This window comes from Flavobacterium panacagri, from assembly GCF_030378165.1.
GTDB classification, from domain to species: domain Bacteria; phylum Bacteroidota; class Bacteroidia; order Flavobacteriales; family Flavobacteriaceae; genus Flavobacterium; species Flavobacterium panacagri.
Map to the genome: position 1 here is coordinate 5,162,312 of NZ_CP119766.1, position 17,891 is coordinate 5,180,202.

At 34.2% G+C, this 17,891-nt stretch carries 13 protein-coding genes; 9 read left to right on the forward strand and 4 right to left on the reverse strand.

Going from position 1 to position 17,891, the window contains the following annotated elements; translation table 11 throughout:
• Positions 1-2: 2 nt before the first annotated feature.
• Positions 3-2,261, reverse strand: a complete 2,259-nt coding sequence (locus tag P2W65_RS21925) for a TonB-dependent receptor (protein WP_289661237.1) — start codon at positions 2,259-2,261, stop codon at positions 3-5.
• Between the two features lie 394 nt (positions 2,262-2,655).
• Here P2W65_RS21925 and P2W65_RS21930 point away from each other — a divergent pair, with 394 nt between their 5' ends.
• On the forward strand, positions 2,656-3,402 hold the full coding sequence (locus P2W65_RS21930) for an NUDIX hydrolase (RefSeq protein WP_289661239.1): 747 nt from the start codon (positions 2,656-2,658) through the stop codon (positions 3,400-3,402).
• Here the strand turns inward: P2W65_RS21930 and P2W65_RS21935 are convergent, their stop codons facing one another.
• Both P2W65_RS21935 and P2W65_RS21940 read right to left on the reverse strand, forming a co-directional pair.
• The gene (locus tag P2W65_RS21935) at positions 3,403-4,767 is read right to left on the reverse strand and encodes a HAMP domain-containing sensor histidine kinase (protein WP_289661241.1); all 1,365 of its coding nucleotides are present in this window, start codon (positions 4,765-4,767) and stop codon (positions 3,403-3,405) included.
• Complete coding sequence (locus P2W65_RS21940) at positions 4,764-5,453, reverse strand: response regulator transcription factor (protein WP_219071208.1); 690 nt, start codon at positions 5,451-5,453, stop codon at positions 4,764-4,766. The genes P2W65_RS21935 and P2W65_RS21940 overlap by 4 nt, the downstream gene beginning before the upstream one ends.
• Before the next feature lie 265 nt (positions 5,454-5,718).
• On the opposite strand from P2W65_RS21940, the gene P2W65_RS21945 reads away from it, so the two are divergent.
• The 3 genes from P2W65_RS21945 to P2W65_RS21955 all read left to right on the forward strand — a co-directional run bounded on the left by P2W65_RS21945 (position 5,719) and on the right by P2W65_RS21955 (position 8,148).
• Positions 5,719-7,047, forward strand: coding sequence for a hypothetical protein (locus tag P2W65_RS21945; RefSeq protein ID WP_289661245.1), 1,329 nt, complete (start codon positions 5,719-5,721; stop codon positions 7,045-7,047).
• 12 nt (positions 7,048-7,059) lie between these two features.
• Positions 7,060-7,479 (forward strand): Dabb family protein, encoded by a 420-nt coding sequence (locus P2W65_RS21950; RefSeq protein WP_289661247.1) that lies wholly within the window; start codon positions 7,060-7,062, stop codon positions 7,477-7,479.
• Positions 7,480-7,674: 195 nt separating this feature from the next.
• Positions 7,675-8,148 (forward strand): cupin domain-containing protein, encoded by a 474-nt coding sequence (locus P2W65_RS21955; RefSeq protein WP_289661249.1) that lies wholly within the window; start codon positions 7,675-7,677, stop codon positions 8,146-8,148.
• A gap of 95 nt (positions 8,149-8,243) precedes the next feature.
• On the opposite strand, the gene P2W65_RS21960 is transcribed toward P2W65_RS21955, so the two are convergent.
• The gene (locus P2W65_RS21960) at positions 8,244-9,713 is read right to left on the reverse strand and encodes a M28 family metallopeptidase (protein ID WP_289661252.1); all 1,470 of its coding nucleotides are present in this window, start codon (positions 9,711-9,713) and stop codon (positions 8,244-8,246) included.
• A gap of 341 nt (positions 9,714-10,054) precedes the next feature.
• Between P2W65_RS21960 and P2W65_RS21965 the strand changes: the two genes are divergently transcribed.
• The 5 genes from P2W65_RS21965 to P2W65_RS21985 all read left to right on the forward strand — a co-directional run bounded on the left by P2W65_RS21965 (position 10,055) and on the right by P2W65_RS21985 (position 17,890).
• Positions 10,055-10,642, forward strand: a complete 588-nt coding sequence (locus P2W65_RS21965; RefSeq protein WP_289661254.1) for an RNA polymerase sigma factor — start codon at positions 10,055-10,057, stop codon at positions 10,640-10,642.
• A 220-nt stretch (positions 10,643-10,862) separates the two neighbouring features.
• Positions 10,863-11,912, forward strand: coding sequence for a FecR family protein (locus P2W65_RS21970; RefSeq protein WP_289661256.1), 1,050 nt, complete (start codon positions 10,863-10,865; stop codon positions 11,910-11,912).
• A gap of 277 nt (positions 11,913-12,189) precedes the next feature.
• Complete coding sequence (locus P2W65_RS21975) at positions 12,190-15,498, forward strand: TonB-dependent receptor (protein ID WP_289661258.1); 3,309 nt, start codon at positions 12,190-12,192, stop codon at positions 15,496-15,498.
• A gap of 11 nt (positions 15,499-15,509) precedes the next feature.
• A complete protein-coding gene (locus P2W65_RS21980) occupies positions 15,510-16,877 on the forward strand; it encodes a RagB/SusD family nutrient uptake outer membrane protein (RefSeq protein ID WP_289661260.1) in 1,368 nt (455 codons plus the stop codon).
• A gap of 62 nt (positions 16,878-16,939) precedes the next feature.
• Positions 16,940-17,890: an ABC transporter ATP-binding protein gene (locus P2W65_RS21985; protein WP_289661262.1), complete on the forward strand. Its 951-nt coding sequence runs from the start codon at positions 16,940-16,942 to the stop codon at positions 17,888-17,890.
• Position 17,891 lies beyond the last annotated feature (1 nt).

Genomic DNA, 17,891 nt, shown 5'->3' on the forward strand with positions numbered 1-17,891 from the left:
ATTTAGAATCTGAAATTAAGTGACGCTTCTAAAGTGAATGGACGAATGTATGATCCAACCAAAAGCTGATCGTAATAACCTGAAGCATCTGTAATTAATTCTGCTCCGTTGATTGTTCCTTTTGCTCCTGTCTGATTCAAGAAGTTTACTGCGGTCAAGCCGATATCAAAATGATTGTTGATTTTGTAGTTTACACCTCCAAAGGTTTCCCATCTTGGCGCAAAATATAAGGCATTGGTCTGGTTCGCGTACTGCTTGCTGAAGTATCTGAAACTCGCCCAAAATTTGAAATCTTTATACGTATAACTTGGATCAATTTCCATTAAAACTTTAGAAATTTCCAATACGTTTTTATCGTTATAAGAATAGTTGTTTCCAAAAGCAGCAAAATCATAATTTTTGTAAACTGGATCTTGGAACGTAATTAGATAATGCAGATTAAATCCTTTGAATGGCGTTGCCACAATATCTGTTGTCCATCCTAAAGTTTGGATATCGTAGAAAACCGTTGCTACTTCTGACTGAGTAGCATCTGCCGGATTCACTAAATTTAATCTTGCTAAATAATTATTTCTAGTTAAATAAGTTGCCTGAGAAACGATACTGAATTTATCATGATTGAAATACAATCCGAACGCTGCCAAAGGACTTTTTGATTTCGCATTATTAGGTGCTACCGCTCCAGAATAACTTTCTAACTGTCCGTTTTTTTCGGTGTAGGTAAAGTCGGCTAGAACTCCGGCTCTTTTGGTTACTTTATAAACCGCATTGATCGAACCTCCTAAATGAAACCAATTGTTATCAAAATAGGTTTTCTGACTTGGATCAAAAACTAAATCTGGTGTTCGTGGTGTTAAGTAATAATCTCCTTTTAATTTGTGGTATCTTAAATTCACTCCGTAAGCTAAACTCAAACGGTCTGTAATAGTCCAGTTATCCGAGAAATATCCAGATAATTTGTTTTCGAAACCATTGTGGTATTCACCTCCAACATTGTAGTTGTAAAATCCGTCAGCATCTGTGTTTGAAGTTCCGCCTGGTGTGTTACGAACCAATTTATCAGGGTTTGCGCTTACTGTTTGATTAAAAAAAGAACGGCTTGACGTAAAATCATCTACTTGGTAATAGTATTCCATTAAACCAAATCTCCATTGGTGTTTTTCTACATTTTTAGTGATTTCAAATCTAGATAACGCTGTTTTTGTAGGTGTTCCGTCTGTGTATAATCCCAGCATTGAATTTACATTCCCAACATAAGCATTACCAGTAGATTTGTATGTGAAATTATCTGCTGCAGTCGCTTGAAAAATTCCTAGTGGAATGGCAATTAACTGAGATGCTTCGGCATAACGAAAACGAGTCGAGAAATTAAATTTCCAATCATTTTCTAAATCATAATTTCCTAAGATATCAAAAGTGTGAGAAGTTGATGCAGCATCGCTTCCGCCCATATCAGCAAATTTCGTTTCACCCGTCATGATGTCTTTAAACTTCATGATTCCGTCATTCACGATATACGAATCACGTCCAATTCTAAAGTCGTTGTATTCTTCGACTCTTCCACCTTCTTTGTATCTAAAAACAGCATAATTTGTTAACGAAGCTGAATTGGCATATTTATACAAAAAGCTGATTTGTCCTTTTCCGTTATTGAATTTCTTCGTTAAACCTGCTCTGTAAATTTGTGTACGATCTGAATATTTGGCAAATTTTAAATCGAAAGAGTTTGGATCAAAATTGGCATAAGCGCCCATTGTATACGACCAGCCTTTTGCTAATGGCCCAGAAACATTTAGGTCGCCTTTCATCCATCCAAAACTAGAACCTGAAAAATTCCCCACGACTTCCAGTTTATCTGTCCCTAATTTGGTATAAGAATTAACGGCAAAACCTAAATCTCCGGTCGTAATGGCTGCTTCTCCAATTTTTAATAATCCAGTGCGTCCTAAACTCGTGCTTTGTCTCCAAGTACGGTTTGGCAGTTCCGGCCAGAAATAATAAACCACTGGTAAATCATTTTCCTGAATCGTGATACCGCCCACAGTTGACGGCAACCCGATATTTACATCACGCGGGCCAGTGTTGTTCGCCGCATTAAGCATAACATTTCTATTTTTTTCTTCTTTAGTGTCTGATTCTACAATTTTGGTAGTTTTTTTAATTGAATCTGTAGCTTTTTGCTGTTTGTTGTCTTCTTGTGAAAAAGCCTCAAAAGCTGGAAAAAAAGCCAGACAGATTGTGGAAATAATTAATTTTTTCATGAGTAGTTTAAGTTAGGTTTTTGTTATGAAATTTTCATTGCTTCATAATGAAGCAATATTAATTACTATTTCTCATTTCAGCAAATAAATGGTATTAATATTTTCAATATCGCATAAAAACCCATCTATAAATTCCATAAAAACAACAATCAAGACAGATCTCTTAATTGTCAAACAAACACTTAAAAAACCACTACCTCGTTTGCGTAAAGTCTTGTAATTGTTGAAAAAAATAGATTGGAAAATGAGAAAAATGTAAAAACGTTTTGGAAGGAGAAATAAAAAAAACACATCAAAGACAAAATTTGTGACGTGTTTTAAAAAGACAGAAAAAACTTAGACAATTTGACTCGTACGGATTAAAAAGTTTAAATTTGAAGCTAATTATACCGTCATGGATTTCAAAAAATTTCTCGAAATCGAGTCTAAAGAGGCTTGGCAAAAATATATTCCGACACTTTCTATTGATAGTGTTATCTTTAGTTTTCATCAAAATTCGCTGTATGTGCTGCTTTTAAAAATGAAGGACATGGAATCTTGGGGACTGCCTGGCGGTTATGTAAAAAAGACGGAAAATGTGGATGAAGCTGCGGTTCGGATCTTAAAAGATAGAACTGGAACTGAAAATATTTACCTGCATCAGTTTCATACTTTTGGAGATCGTAATCGTTCTGAAGATGCTTTTGCGGACTATGATGATGATATTTGGTACAAACAGCGTTTTATCTCGATTGGATATTATGCTTTGGCAGAACATTCGCAGGTAAAACTCGTAATTGATGAATTTTCGAGTGCTGTTGAATGGCATTTAATAGATAATCTTCCTGATTTTATGATGGATCACCGAAGTATTTATGACAAAGCGCTACTAACACTTCGGGAACAATTAAACAATCATCCTATTGGATACAATCTTCTTCCTGAGAAATTTACGATGCCCGAATTACAGAAATTATATGAAGGTATTTTAGGAAAAAAACTGAACCGCGGTAATTTCTACAGAAAAATTCTGCGTTACGATATCCTCACAAAACTAGACGAATCTCGTAAAGGCGGCGCGCACAAAGCACCTGATTTGTACAGTTTTGATTTGGAAAAATACAACAGCGCATTAAAAGAAGGTTTACAAGGAAACTGGTAATTATTGCAATGGCAGCATAACTGTAAAAGTGGTTCCTTTTCCAACAGTAGAAGTTACTTCAATTGAACCATTGTGCAGGCTGATAATTTGTTTTACAATAGACAATCCGATGCCGTAACCATTTTCGTGATCTTTGTTTTTGCCTCGATAAAATAAGTTGTAGATTTTTTCAAGATCGGCTTCTGGGATTCCTATTCCTTCATCTGAAAAAGTTAATGTAATTTTTTCTGATGAAGCGTTAATCTCTACATTACAAGAATGATTTTCAGAATATTTACACGCATTTTCCATAATATTTGAAAAAGCAATCTGCAGCAGATATGGATTTCCAGTATAATTGTAAACACTAGAATCGGTATCGCCCAAATTGGTATAACTTATTCCAATCTTGTATTTTACCTCTTTTTTATTGATCAGATTTAATTTGGCATCGACCAAAATTTCATCGATTCTGGTTGGCGACATCTTGATTTGTGAGACATCATAATTCGCCCTTGCAAAATCTAAAAGTGCTGTCGAAAGCTGCGATACATGATTGGCTTCTTCTAAAGCATTATCCAATGATTTTTTATAATCGTCAATGGTCTGATTCAATTCTTTTCCCAGTTCAATTTCGGCAATCAAAATAGAAAGAGGCGTTCGAAATTCATGTGAAATAGTGGTCACAAAATTTCGATGATTGTTAAAGGATTTTTCTAATCTGTTGAAAGTCGTATTAAAAGTCTGTGTCAGTTCATAAAGCTCGTCTTTGGCTTTTGGAACCACAATTCGTTTGTTCAAATTATGTTCGGAGATATCCCTGATTTGAAAAATAATATCTTTCAACGGTTTTAGGGTATAATAGGAAAACCCAAAACCAATAATGAAAACCAGAACAATCGAAATAAAATATACATAAAGTACATTTTCTTTAAAAGCATTAATGTGGTTCAAACCGGTTACATCTATTGCTCTTCCAACAATATAATATTCTTTATTATTGTCTTTGTATAAAATACCTCGATATTGGTATTTTTCATCTGCCCAGTTTAAGGATTTATTCTTTTTTATAGTCTCTAATATTTTTTGATTGCCAAGCGGTGGCATATTATCCGAAAAATAAATATTAAAATTGCTGTCATAAACACTTATATCGGCTTCGTTTAATACCTTTTTATTTTTAGTATGCAGAAATTTAATGAGGTCTTTGTTGATTTGGGCATCAAATATAAACTCGGCACGCCAGGTTATTTTATAATCCAGACGATCAAAAAATTCATCTTTTCTGTTTTTTTCGGAAACAAAATAGACGCTGTACGCAAATACGAATAAAATAAAAGCTGTTAAAATAGCATAAGCGAGGGCAGTTCGGGTTACTAATTTCATATTTTATTGCTTAAAATAAATCCCATTCCCACCTTGGTATGAATTAGTTTCTGATCAAAATCTTTGTCTATTTTCTTTCTCAAATAAGCAATATAGACATCTATATAATTGGTTCCTGTATCAAAATTATTTCCCCAGACATTATCGGCAATTTCATCGCGAGTAAGCAATCGTTCCGGATGCTGCATCAGAAAATGGAGTAAATTAAATTCTTTCGGAGTCAGATTAATTGTTATTCCTTGTCTGTAAACTACTTTGGTTCGTTTGTCCAGAACAAGATCATTATACGTGATTTGAGAAGTTTCTTCAACAGTATAAACAGCATCATTTTTACGCTGTAATAAAGCTTTAACTCTGGCATAAAGTTCTCTTATTTCAAAAGGTTTTACGAGATAATCATCTGCGCCGGCATCAAAACCTTCAATCTTTTCATCAATGGTTCCTAAAGCGGTAAGCATAATGATTGGGATTTTTTTTCCGGATTGACGGATCTTTTTACAGAAAGTAATGCCATCCATTCCAGCCAGCATAATATCGGTAATGATTAATTCAAAATCAATTTTCTCTAAAAGGATAAGTCCTTCCTCTGCTTCTTCTGCAATATATACCTGATATCCCTGACTTTCTAATCCTCTTTTCAGCAAAGCCGAAACCCTGCTGTTATCTTCCACAATTAAGATCTTCATCTCTGTCTGTTCCTTTTAAAATCGAAGTCAAATTTACGACAATATTTTCTTTTTCTAATAGCAGGTTAAAATGTCTCACATTTCAAACAAATACAAAACACCCTGTTTTACAGTACTTTAAAACAAAAACAAATCAATTTCTAATAACATTCTATAGCCTTTCTAATACTTTTCTAATAACCCAAAGTGTATCCTGAATCTACCTTTGTCGAGTCAAAAACAAGTAGTGATCACTACCAGAACAAAATGTAAATTTTAACTATACATGAAAACAAATTATTTAAAAATTGGATTGTGTTTTACTCTGCTTGCAGGGTTTATCAATACAATTAATGCTCAAAAAAAGAATGATTTTGGAAACCCAACTTTAACCAAATATTTAAACGATGAAAAAACACGTTCGATCTCATTTAGCGGTTACACAGAAATTTGGGCTCGTTATGCAGAACTTAACCCAGGAAGTTTGGTAAACGGCGAACAAGTCAACAGTATTTCTGATTTATCATTACGAAGAGTTAGGGTAAAAATGTCTTATCAGCCTACAGAAAAATTCACATTTGTATTACAAGGTGGTTTAACAAATGTAAACGTCGCTTCTAAAACTACTCCTGCATTTGAACTTTTAGACGCTTATGCTGAATATAAATTTAACGATATCATTGCTGCCGGTGCAGGGCGATCAACTTGGAGAGGTTTATCCCGATTTACCACTGGGCCTTTGAATACTTTATTGTACGATCTGCCATCTTATGCAACGGGAAATGCTGGTATATCAGACGAAACGGTAAGAGAATTGAGTGTTTATGCTAAAGGACAAATAGGAAAATTAGATTATCGTTTGGTTATTGCCGATCCTTATAGGAATGTAAGTGCTGATCCGCAATATAATCTTGCAACGTTTAGCAAAACACATCCAAATAAAGATTACTCTGGTTATTTCAAATATGAATTCTTTGATTCTGAAAACAATTCTTCTCCATTCCATTCTGGCACTTATAATGGTAAAAAGAAAGTTCTGGCGTTAGGAGCTGGTTTTGAATATATGCACAATGCACTATGGCATTTAGATGAAGCAAAAACGACTATTAATGATGACGAAAAAAGTTTTGCTGTTGACCTTTTCTACGATACGCCAATTAACAAAGACCGCGGTACTTCTTTCAGTGCTTATGCCATGGCAATGAATAATAATTACGGGCCAAATTATGTTCGTTATTCTGGAGTTAGCAATCCCGCAAGCGGTGTAAATACTTCTGTAAGCAGTCTGAATGGAGCTGGAAATAATTCTCCTGTTATAGGAACCGGAAACACTTATTATGTACAAGTCGGTGGAACACTTCCTTATTTTAATAAAGCTAAAAACAGCCTTCAGTTACAGCCGGCGGGAAGTGTGATGCTTTCTGATCTTGACGGACTTCACGATAAAGCGCTGACTTATGATGCGGGAATTTCTTTACTGATGAACGGCATGTCTTCACGATTAACTTTTGATGCTCAAAATCGTCCTATTTATACTTTGAATGATGCAAACTTAGCCACAGTTTCAGATCGAAAATGGCAGTATGTTTTAAAATACAGAATTGACTTTAATTAAAACTTTACGATTATGGAAAGACGAAATTTTATTATAAAATCAGCGAGCGCTGGAGCACTTGCTTTAGCCGGAGCAAAAGTATTGGCTAATACTTCAAATGAAACAGAATCTCAGCACAAAACGGTTTATTTTCATTATCTGCTTTTCTGGCTTAAACCTGAACTTACGCCAGAACAAGTCGAAGATTTCAAAAACTTTTTTGAAGGACTTAAAAAGCTTCCGTATGTAAAAAATGTACGTTACGGAAAACCTGCCAATTCAACGCCAAGACCTGTTATGGATAATTCTTTTACTTACAATGCTTCTATGGAATTTGATTCTCTCGAAGACTTAGAAACTTACGGTAAACTTGACGGACATCTTGCTTTGGTTGCGAAATACAAACCATTCTTCAACAAAATGATGGTTCATGATTCAGTTTACATTCAATAAAAATTTTTAAATACATAGGAACATCGTTATCTCTTTATCTAAAAAAAGAAAACAGAAAGAAACTAGTTTCTAACACCTAGTATGCTATGTGTGTTGATGCAGATGAAATGCCTTTACACGGTTGTATCACCTATGTTTCCATGTGTTTAAAATTAATTACAAAAAATAATTATTACTTTTAAATTTAATACCAAAATGAAAAATCTATTAAAAGGATTTATCCTAACTGCATTTCTTATGGCCGCAAACAGTAATTATGCACAAGATCACAAAAAAGTCCAAATGAAAGCTTTGGAAGAAGAATCAGATATTCCTGCGTACCGCCTTGTAAATAAACCCGACGGTTCGTGCTACTTTGAAAAAGGTTCAATTCCATCCTTAAAACATATGAATACTGCTTCTTTCTGGTACAGCAATAAAACAGAAGAATGGGAAAAAAATGCCCATCCAGCACCGAGAAAACAATATGTAATTACGGTAAAAGGCAAAATTAAATTTAAAGTATCAGACGGAAGTACTTTTATCATCGAACCTGGAGTTGTATTGCTTGCTGAGGATCTTAAAGGAAAAGGACACAGCTGGGACATGGTGGACAGCGATGTTTGGGAAAGATTGTATATCCCGATTACCGAAAATTCAGATGACCTTTTTAAAGCTGAATCTAAATAAATGAAATATTAAGCGACTGCAATAAAAGATGGATTTATTGACAGTGAAAGAGGTGCTTGAATTACTCAAGCACCTCTCTTTTATTTTATAAACAATTATCTCTCTGTTTTTTGCGGAATTACTTTTGGACGATCTGTCTGATTCGATAGAATCCAGCCAGTGCGATACATCCAGTCTGTCATTTTATGCAGTTTGACAAAATCTATATTCTCCGACTCATCCATTGGAGTATGATATTGACTGTGCAAAACACTTGTAAAGAAAACTGCTGGAATATTTTTTCTAGCGTAAGGCAGATGGTCTGATCTAAAATAAAAGAACTCAGGATGCTCCGGTCTGTCCCAAAGTTTATCAAGTTCGAATTTTGGCCCTTCATCATTGGCTTTTTTAGCTACAGCCACAAGATCAGGAGAATTTTGATGCGGGTCGCTGGATCCTAAAAGTGCTGCTTGATTGATATCATTTCTTCCAATCATATCACCATTTAAAACCGCAATGATATCTTTTTCAGGTACTGTTGGGTGCGATGCATACCAACTAGAACCTAGTAATCCGCGTTCTTCTGAGCCATGAAACACAAACAAAGCGGATCTTTTTGCGGGCTGTTTCTTGTAGGCTCTCGCAATAGCGAGCATAGCCACACAAGTACTTGCATTATCATCTGCTCCGTTGTAGATAGAATCTTGTCCGTATTTCTGCCTTACGCCATCGTGATCTTGATGGCCGCTGAAAAGAACATATTCGTTCTTTAATTTAGCATCTGTTCCTTCAATTTTTCCAACAACGTTTACAGATGGATATTTATAGGTTTCTGAAATTACTTCGGCAGATAAAAGTTCTTTTGTGTTTTTAAGAAAATCTAATTGATTATTATGAACCCAAAAAGCAGGCATTCTAGGAGGAACAGGCATTTTATCGCGGTAACCTTCAATACCATAAACACCTCGTTTCATTTGAGGTTCTACTTCAGACCAGCTTTTTTCGCCCAATTCATCTGCAACGATAATAAGGGCTGCCGCGCCTTTATAAGCTAAATCTTCGTAATATTTCTGCTTGACAAAACCAGGATAACGTCTTTCAAAAAGAGAAATATTATCTGCAATTCCCTCTTTAGAAGCCAATATTACAACTGCTTTTCCTTTTACATCTGCTTTTCTGATTTCTTCAGCAGAAGCGTTAGCTAAAAACAATATTGGAGCTTCCACTTTTTTAGTAGTCGTTTCAGCAACTAGCACTTCACTCCATAATTTAAATTCTTTTTGACCGATTTTAAATTTGGTGTTGTTGGTAACCTGATGTCGGTATAAATCAAAAAATTGAAAAAAAGTACCATCATCACCAGCAGGTGACATTCCGGCTTCTTTTGCCTTCTCTGCCAACCACATAGAGACTTTTAATTCGTCCAAAGTACCTGCTTCGCGTCCATTAAAATGGTCGCCAGCCATTTGGTACATATCTGTTTTAAGATCCTTTAAAGTTATAGCACTAACCAAAGGTTTTTTGACTGTCTGCGAAAAAATCACATTACAGCTTAAGCTGAATAATAAAAACAACTTTTTTTTCATAATTAAAAATCAAATTAAAGATTGAATAATTTTCTGATAAAAAAAGAAGAGCCTGAAAAAAGGACAAATCTATATTTTTTATAAATATACTTCAAAAAAGATTGAAAATTTAATTGTATTCTGCTCAATTTTCAATTAAAACAAGACTTAACCTACAATATGTTAAACACCACTACAAGCACCTTTTGAATCTTATGCAAAAGAGGCTTACTTATTTTTACAATAATTTATTATTTTAATCATAAAATGGTAAAATAACATTTTTCGAGGCTTGTTATCGATAAATAATCTTCAATTCAAAAAAAATAAATAATATTGCTGAATTGATTGTTACCAAAAACATGGCTCAAAATTTCAATATTGACGAAAAAAAACTTCTTCTTGAATTATCTCAAGGAAGCGAGCTTGCGTTTACAAATGTGTACAATCAATATAAAAATAATGTCTATTCGACTGCTTTACGAATTACGAAATCTAAAATTCAAGCAGAAGAAGCTGTTCAAGACATCTTTTTGAAGATCTGGCAAAATCGCGAAAACTTGGTTGAAGTAACCCATTTTGAGAATTATCTTTATATAATCTCTCGTAATCATTTATTCAATTCAATTAAAAAAATCGCTCGCGAAACAAGTCAAATTTCTCCATTCGATCAAAAAGAAACAGGTATTATTGATACTGACAGCAATATTAAAGACGAACAATACAATACAATTTTAAACCAGATTGTAGAGCAGTTACCTCCTCAGCAGCAAAAAGTCTATCAAATGGCAAAAAGGGATGGCCTTAGTCATCAAAAAATTGGCGAAGATTTAGGCATCTCAACAGAGACGGTAAAAAAACATATGGCTCAGGCTTTAAAATTTATACGTCTTAAAATTTCTCCATACATGAATATGTTCATGTCATTACTGCTATTTTTAAAGTTTTAGCCTAAAGGTTTTTCTTTCAAAAAGATTCAAAACTACATTTTTTTACATTTTTTTTACATTTTTTTCACTTTCGACTACTCCCTCCCCTTTTTTTAATGGTCTTTATATAAAAAGGGACATTTTTAAACGTGTCCTATCCCTAAAATTAGAAGGGCTGAAAAAAAAAAAAAAACTCCAAACTATCATTTACAAACAAGTACTAATTTAATTAACGAGACAAATGCAGCAAAAAAAGTTCGAAGAGTTATTTGAAGGCTATCTGCAAAATAATCTATCTGATGCAGAACAGCAGCAAATGATGAAGATAATGCAGCAGGGCGTGCATGATGATTTTCTGAAGGAAAAAATTCATGAGATGCTGAAAAGTGATTATGTTACAGATGTGATGGATAAAAAACAGAGTGATGATATTCTGAAGTACATTTTATCTAAACCACAGAATGAACCTAAGGTAGTGGATTTAAATCCGAAGAGAAAAACAAGAGTGGTTTTACAATCGCTTTTCGCAGCGGCAAGTATCGCTTTATTAATTGTTTTGGGAAATTCGTTGTTCTTTAAACAAAAAACGACAATTCCAACTATTATACCTGAAGCACCTGCTGTTGTAGCCCAAAATACTTTAATTGACTTTAGCGGGAAACAATTGGTACACCTTCCAGATGGTAGTACAGTTCTTTTAAATGATAACAGTACACTGAAATACGATAAAGATTCTTTTGATTCTAAAACTCGTGAAGTTACATTGACTGGAGAAGCTTTTTTTGATATTAAACACAATACAGAAAAACCTTTTATTGTACATACTGGTAAAATTCAGACTAAAGTATTAGGAACTGCTTTTAATATTAATGCTCAAAATTCTTCAGAAAATATAGAGGTTACAGTTGCACGCGGTAAAGTTCAAGTTGGCGATGTAGAAAAAGTATATGGTGTAATTACTCCAAATCAACAGATTAAAGTAAATAAAAGCACTTTAAACTTCGAACAAAACAATATCAGTTCGGCTATTGTAACTGAATGGAAAAGCAATTATCTGATTCTTGATGATCTTAATATGTCCGAAGCTGTTTCTCTAATAGCTCAAAAATATAAAGTACAGATTTTTATCTCGAACGAAAAAATTAAGAATTGCAGAATAACAGCGAGTTTCTTAAACGAAGAAGATTTAGATCATGTACTAAAAGTAATTAGCAGTGTTATCGAAACCGAATATCGTTACAATAAAGCCGGTAACGTTATTTTAGACGGAAAAGGCTGTGAGAAAGAATAAAGAATAAAGAGTAAAGAATAAAGAATAAAGAGTAAAGAAGCTGACTAACCTCCTACTTAGAAAGCTTGGAAAATAAATATTAACCTTAAAACAAAGACCAATTAACCAAAACTAAATTAAAAAAGCCATCCAGCTCCTACACCAGATGGCCGAGATTTTTAACAATTAATCCAGTAACCATTAAAAAACAAGCAAATTTATGAAATTACGCTGTAAAACAACCATGTTTGACAGTGAAAAGAATTCGTCTTTTTTTCACTTGTCAAAAAAAACCATTATGATTATGCGAATCAGTTTATTCCACATTTTCTTGCTGACCTGCGGCACTCATATGATCTTCGCAACCGAAATGAGCGGTCAGAATTTAGAGTCTATATCTGTTGACATTGAACTGCATAATCAGGATATTAAAACGCTTTTTAAAACGATAGAAAACAGAACGGGATTACTGTTCGCCTATCAGCCACAGATTATTAAAGATTTTCCAAAAGTGACTACTCAGCGTGGTCGTCGAACTGTTAGTGATATTTTAAACACTGTATTTCAAGGCACAAATTTGGTCTATAAACAAGTGGACAAAAATGTTGTAATTTATAAAAAAGAAGTTCCTAAAACAGTTGTATCAAAAACAGAAAATGACAGTGAAGCAAATTATATGCTTAATGGTAAAGTTTTAGATGAAAACGGCCAGCCTTTGCCTGGAGTATCTGTTGCTGTTGTTGGCGGTAATAAACAAGGCGTTTCAGACTTTGATGGTCAGTTTTATATTGAATTGCCGTCTGGAAAACATATCTTAAAAGTATCTTATTTAGGTTATAAATCGCAAGAAATTACAGTCGAAAACCAAACTTCGATTACTATCAAAATGCAGCCCGATTTAGCTAAACTGGATGAAGTTGTAATTATTGGATATGGAACAACAACTAAAAGAACTTCAACAGGATCAGTTGTTAAAATTACTTCTGAAGATATTGAAAAACAACCTATAACCAATATTCTGCAAAGTTTACAAGGAAGAACTCCTGGAGTTTTTGTTACACAGACTTCTGGTTATGCAGGAAGTAATATTAATATTAGCATTCGTGGTACAAATTCTATAGCAGGAGACAATTTACCTCTTTATGTAATTGATGGGGTTCCTTACATCTCTGATGATATAAAGGAACAAGTTCAATCGGATCGTGTTATTAGAGGAGCACAAAAAGCCACAAGTCCGCTGAATGTAATCAATCCAAATGATATTCAGAGTATCGAAATCCTTAAAGATGCTGATGCTACAGCGATATACGGATCCAGAGGTGCAAACGGAGTTGTACTTATTACAACTAAAAAAGGAGAATCTGGAAAAACTGTATTTACTTTAAATGCAAACTCAGGAATTTCTGAGGTTGCGCATATGGTAAAAACCTTAGATACGCCTACTTACCTAAATATGCTTCGTACAGCTTTGACCAATGCCAATGCGACCCCAAGTGCCTTTAGTACCGGAATTGCATTAACAGCTTTTGATCAAAATGCTTATACAAACTGGCAGAAAAAATTAATTGGCGGTTCTGCTAATTTTAATGATTATTCAGGAAGCTTAAAAGGTGGAAATGAAAACACTAATTTCTTATTAAGCAGTGCTTACCATAAAGAAACAACAGTTTTACCAGGAGATTTTGGATACAATAAATTCTCTACCAATTTTAATATCAATCATTATACTTTCAACAAAAAACTAAAGATAGGAGCTTCAGTTATTTTTGCTGCAGATAAAAATGTATTGCCTTATTATGATATAACGAATTATGCGGTACTTACTGCGCCAAATCATACCATTTACAATGCAGACGGAACTTATTACTGGTCACCGACTTATTTTAGTGATGTAAATCCGCTTGCTGCTTTAGACCGAAGAGTTGAGGATAAAGGAAACAATTTAATTACGAGTTTCAGTATTCAGTACGAAATTGCTAAAGGATTATCTTTTAAAACAGATTTAGGATACGGAAGAGCACAAATGATCTCAAAGCAAATCCTTCCAGCTTCTGGAATGAATAATGTGTATTATACGACAAATAATATTTCACTTAATACTTCAAGATCCTATACCGTTTCGAATAACAATACAAACAATTTTACCATCGATCCTCAATTAAATTACAATACTACGTTGTTTAAAGGAAACTTTACAGCGCTGGTTGGAGGTTCTTGGCAGAATAGAAAATCAGAAATGCCATCATATGTAAGTACATCTGGCTACAGTTCTGATAATCTTATTGGTATTACTGGTACTGCTGCAACTGTTACTTCATACAACGGAACATCTGAATATAAATACGCTTCTATTTTCAGTAGAATTAACTACAATTTCTTAAATAAATATATCCTGAATGTCAACTTCAGAAGAGACGGTTCTTCACGTTTTGGAGCAAATAACCGTTATGGAAACTTTGGTTCTGTGGGTGCTGCTTGGGTTTTCACAGAAGAAAAATTCTTAAGAGACAAATCATGGCTGAGTTTTGGTAAACTTCGTTCCAGCTATGGTGAAATTGGAAGTGATGCCATTGGAGATTACGGCTATGCAAATACCTATTCAACAGGAACATACGGAAATGGAAATGCTGCCATGACAGCAACAAGAATTGCAAATCCAAATTATCAATGGGAAGTAACTAAAAAGTTTGAAGCAGCTTTAGATTTAGGTTTCCTTGATGATCGAATTTCATTTAGTGCGGCCTTCTACAGAAATCGTTCCGGAAATCAATTAGTAAGTGCAACACTTAGTCCACAAGCTGGTTTTACAAGTTATCAAGCAAATTTAGCGGCAGAAGTAGAAAATAAAGGAATCGAATTTACTTTAAGTACTACTAACATCCGTAATAAAAACTTAAACTGGAGTACTTCGTTTAATATTTCTAAAAACTCTAACAAATTATTATCATTCCCTGGAATAGAAACGTCAAGTTATTACACTACTTATGTAGTTGGAAATCCTTTAAGCAGTAGATATTTATACAATTTTACAGGTGTAAATGCAAACGGAATTGCACAATTTGAAGATGCTAACGGAGACGGAAAAATCTCTTCAGGATTTGCTCAGACAGGAACTGGAGATAGAAAATACTATGGACCGTCTTATCCTAAATATTATGGTGGTATTTCAAACTCTATCAGTTATAAAAAATTCTCACTTGATTTCTTGTTCCAATTTGTAAAACAAGAAGGAAGAAGCCTCTTATCGTCTATCGCAGTACAGCCAGGATATCCTTACGGACTTGCTAATTATCAAGTTGATGAATACAATGATTACTTAGCGCAAGGCAATGTTTTAAGCTCTAATTACCAGGCTAGTTTCTTTAACTATGCAGGATCTACAGCTACAATTGTTGATGCTTCGTACATCAAACTTAAAAATGTAAGCGCATCTTATAACATTCCATTAGATCAAAACACGCAAAAATTCATCCAAAATATTCGTGTTTCATTACAAGGGCAAAACCTTGTAACCTTCACAAAATATAAAGGGTTTGATCCGGAAACTCAAGGTTTAAATTTACCTCCGTTACGTACCATTACTTTAGGAACACAGTTTACATTTTAAATCTAAAAGACATGAAAAATAATTCTATAAAATACTCTTATATATTTTCGTTTTTTCTTTTAATGGGATTAACGAGTTGCGATGAAATGCTTGACGTTGATCTGCCAAGCAATGAATTGTCTTCGGCTACAATATACGCTTCTGATCCTACTGCAGAAGCTGCTGTAAATGGAATTTACAATAGTATTAATGTTAGTACCTATTATAGTTCACTGCATTATGTTTTGGGACAAACTTCTGATGAGCTTATACCAAAAACGCAGCTGGTAAATGTTTATACTTCTAATGAAATGATTGACACTGATGGAACGACAAGCTCTATGTGGACTGAATTCTACAAAACGGTTTATAATGCCAACAATGTTATTGAAGGGATATCAGCAAGTAAAACATTAAGTGCTGCAAAAAGTAAAAACTGGATTGGCGAAGCTAAATTTTTAAGAGCTTACTGCTATTTTTACATGACCAATATTTGGGGTGAAGTCCCTTTGGTTTTAACCACAAATGTTGATAAATCCGCTTTGGCTCCAAAAAACACCCAAGCAGAAATTTACAATCAGATTGTTTTGGATTTGACAGATGCTGTGGCTGATCTTCCTGTAAATTATACATCTTATAATTCATTGCGAATTAGAGCTACAAAATGGGCCGCTGAAGCTTTATTGGCCAGAGTAAACCTTTACTTAGGAAAATGGTCTGAAGCCTCAACTTATGCAAGTGATGTAATCAGCCAAACGGGAACCTATAAAATGGTAACGGGGTTAACTGCAACAAATAGTCCTTTTATTGCTGACAATACCGAAGCAATATGGCAGATTCCTTATTTTAATACTACTTATACCTATGAAGGTGCTGCTTTGTTCTCTACAGCAGGAACTTATATGCTTAGAAAAGGAAACACAATGTTTGAAACTGATGACGCCAGAAAAACTAACTGGACAATTAGCGTAATAGCAAGTGACGGAACAACATTTTTAGCGCCTAGAAAATATAAAAATGCTTATGTTGCTTCTCCAGTAGAACGTTCAACGGCACTTCGTTTAGCTGAACTTTATTTAATTAGAGCCGAAGCTAGAGTAAAACTAAACCAAATTACTGGCGCTCAGGAAGACATTAATGTAATCCGTAACAGAGCTTTATTACCTTCTACTACATTAACAGATCCTACTCAATTGTCAGCCTTAATTGCTGCAGAAAGAGAACGCGAACTGTTTGCAGAATTTGGCCACAGATGGTTTGATCTTAAAAGAACTGGAACTATAGATCAAGTTCTTGGAGCAACTGCTGGAAAAATCTGGTCTTCTACAGACAGTCTTTTCCCAATACCAGAATCTGCAATTCGCTCAAATCCCTTTTTAACCCAAAATTCAGGATACTAAACATTAAAAGTAACGCAGGAATGAAATTGTAAAAACTCATTCCTGCGATTTTAAAAATCACTATGGAAACAACAACAATTGTAAGAGTTGAGGACTTGTCGCATCAATATAGTAAGGATTGGGCAATACAAAATATAAATTTCGAGATTAAAACAAACAGAATTTTAGGCCTTTTAGGATCGAACGGTGCCGGAAAATCTACTACAATGAATATTCTTTGCGGTGTTCTAAACCAAACCAGCGGTAATATTTTTATTGATGGAATTAACCTGAAAGAAAATCCTGTTGAAGCTAAAAAATTAATTGGTTTTTTACCGCAGACACCGCCTTTACATTTAGATTTAACAGTAGATGAATATTTGATTCATTGTGCAGAGCTGCGTCATGTAAAAAAAGAAGATTTAAAAAGTGCTTTAGAAAAAGCCAAAGAACAATGCGGTATTTCACATTTCAGCAATCGCTTAATCCGAAATCTATCTGGAGGATACCGTCAGCGAGTGGGTATTGCACAGGCTATTATTCATGAACCTAAATTAGTCGTTTTAGATGAACCAACAAACGGACTTGATCCTAACCAGATTTTAGAAGTTAGAAAATTAATTAAAAAAATCTCCAAAGACAAAGCCGTAATATTCTCTTCGCATATTCTATCTGAAGTTCAGGCAACCTGCCAGGATATCAGAATGATCGAGAACGGACACATGGTGTTTTCAGATACTTTGGATGCTTTTAATAATTATATCGAAGCAGATAAATTAACGGCTAGTTTTGAAAATCCGCCAAAAATTGAATCTTTAACAGCGATTTCAGAAGTTACTAATGCTGTATATCTTACTCCAAAAAAAGTACAAATTACTTTCGAAGGCACGCAGGAAGTTGCTGAAAAAATCGTTTCCCTAAGCGTTCATAACGATTGGAAATTACGTGAAATTCAATTCGAAAAAGTCTCTTTAGATGAGATTTTTGCACAATTATCTAAAAAAGCCCCTTCTAAAAACGCTACACTTTCTTAAA

What these genes read in the sequence shown, in the direction of transcription:
- P2W65_RS21925 (WP_289661237.1), bottom strand. Translation starts at nt 2,261, where the DNA reads ATGAAAAAATTAATTATTTCCACAATCTGTCTGGCTTTTTTTCCAGCT.
- P2W65_RS21930 (WP_289661239.1), top strand. Translation starts at nt 2,656, where the DNA reads ATGGATTTCAAAAAATTTCTCGAAATCGAGTCTAAAGAGGCTTGGCAA.
- P2W65_RS21935 (WP_289661241.1), bottom strand. Translation starts at nt 4,767, where the DNA reads ATGAAATTAGTAACCCGAACTGCCCTCGCTTATGCTATTTTAACAGCT.
- P2W65_RS21940 (WP_219071208.1), bottom strand. Translation starts at nt 5,453, where the DNA reads ATGAAGATCTTAATTGTGGAAGATAACAGCAGGGTTTCGGCTTTGCTG.
- P2W65_RS21945 (WP_289661245.1), top strand. Translation starts at nt 5,719, where the DNA reads ATGAAAACAAATTATTTAAAAATTGGATTGTGTTTTACTCTGCTTGCA.
- P2W65_RS21950 (WP_289661247.1), top strand. Translation starts at nt 7,060, where the DNA reads ATGGAAAGACGAAATTTTATTATAAAATCAGCGAGCGCTGGAGCACTT.
- P2W65_RS21955 (WP_289661249.1), top strand. Translation starts at nt 7,675, where the DNA reads ATGAAAAATCTATTAAAAGGATTTATCCTAACTGCATTTCTTATGGCC.
- P2W65_RS21960 (WP_289661252.1), bottom strand. Translation starts at nt 9,713, where the DNA reads ATGAAAAAAAAGTTGTTTTTATTATTCAGCTTAAGCTGTAATGTGATT.
- P2W65_RS21965 (WP_289661254.1), top strand. Translation starts at nt 10,055, where the DNA reads ATGGCTCAAAATTTCAATATTGACGAAAAAAAACTTCTTCTTGAATTA.
- P2W65_RS21970 (WP_289661256.1), top strand. Translation starts at nt 10,863, where the DNA reads ATGCAGCAAAAAAAGTTCGAAGAGTTATTTGAAGGCTATCTGCAAAAT.
- P2W65_RS21975 (WP_289661258.1), top strand. Translation starts at nt 12,190, where the DNA reads ATGATTATGCGAATCAGTTTATTCCACATTTTCTTGCTGACCTGCGGC.
- P2W65_RS21980 (WP_289661260.1), top strand. Translation starts at nt 15,510, where the DNA reads ATGAAAAATAATTCTATAAAATACTCTTATATATTTTCGTTTTTTCTT.
- P2W65_RS21985 (WP_289661262.1), top strand. Translation starts at nt 16,940, where the DNA reads ATGGAAACAACAACAATTGTAAGAGTTGAGGACTTGTCGCATCAATAT.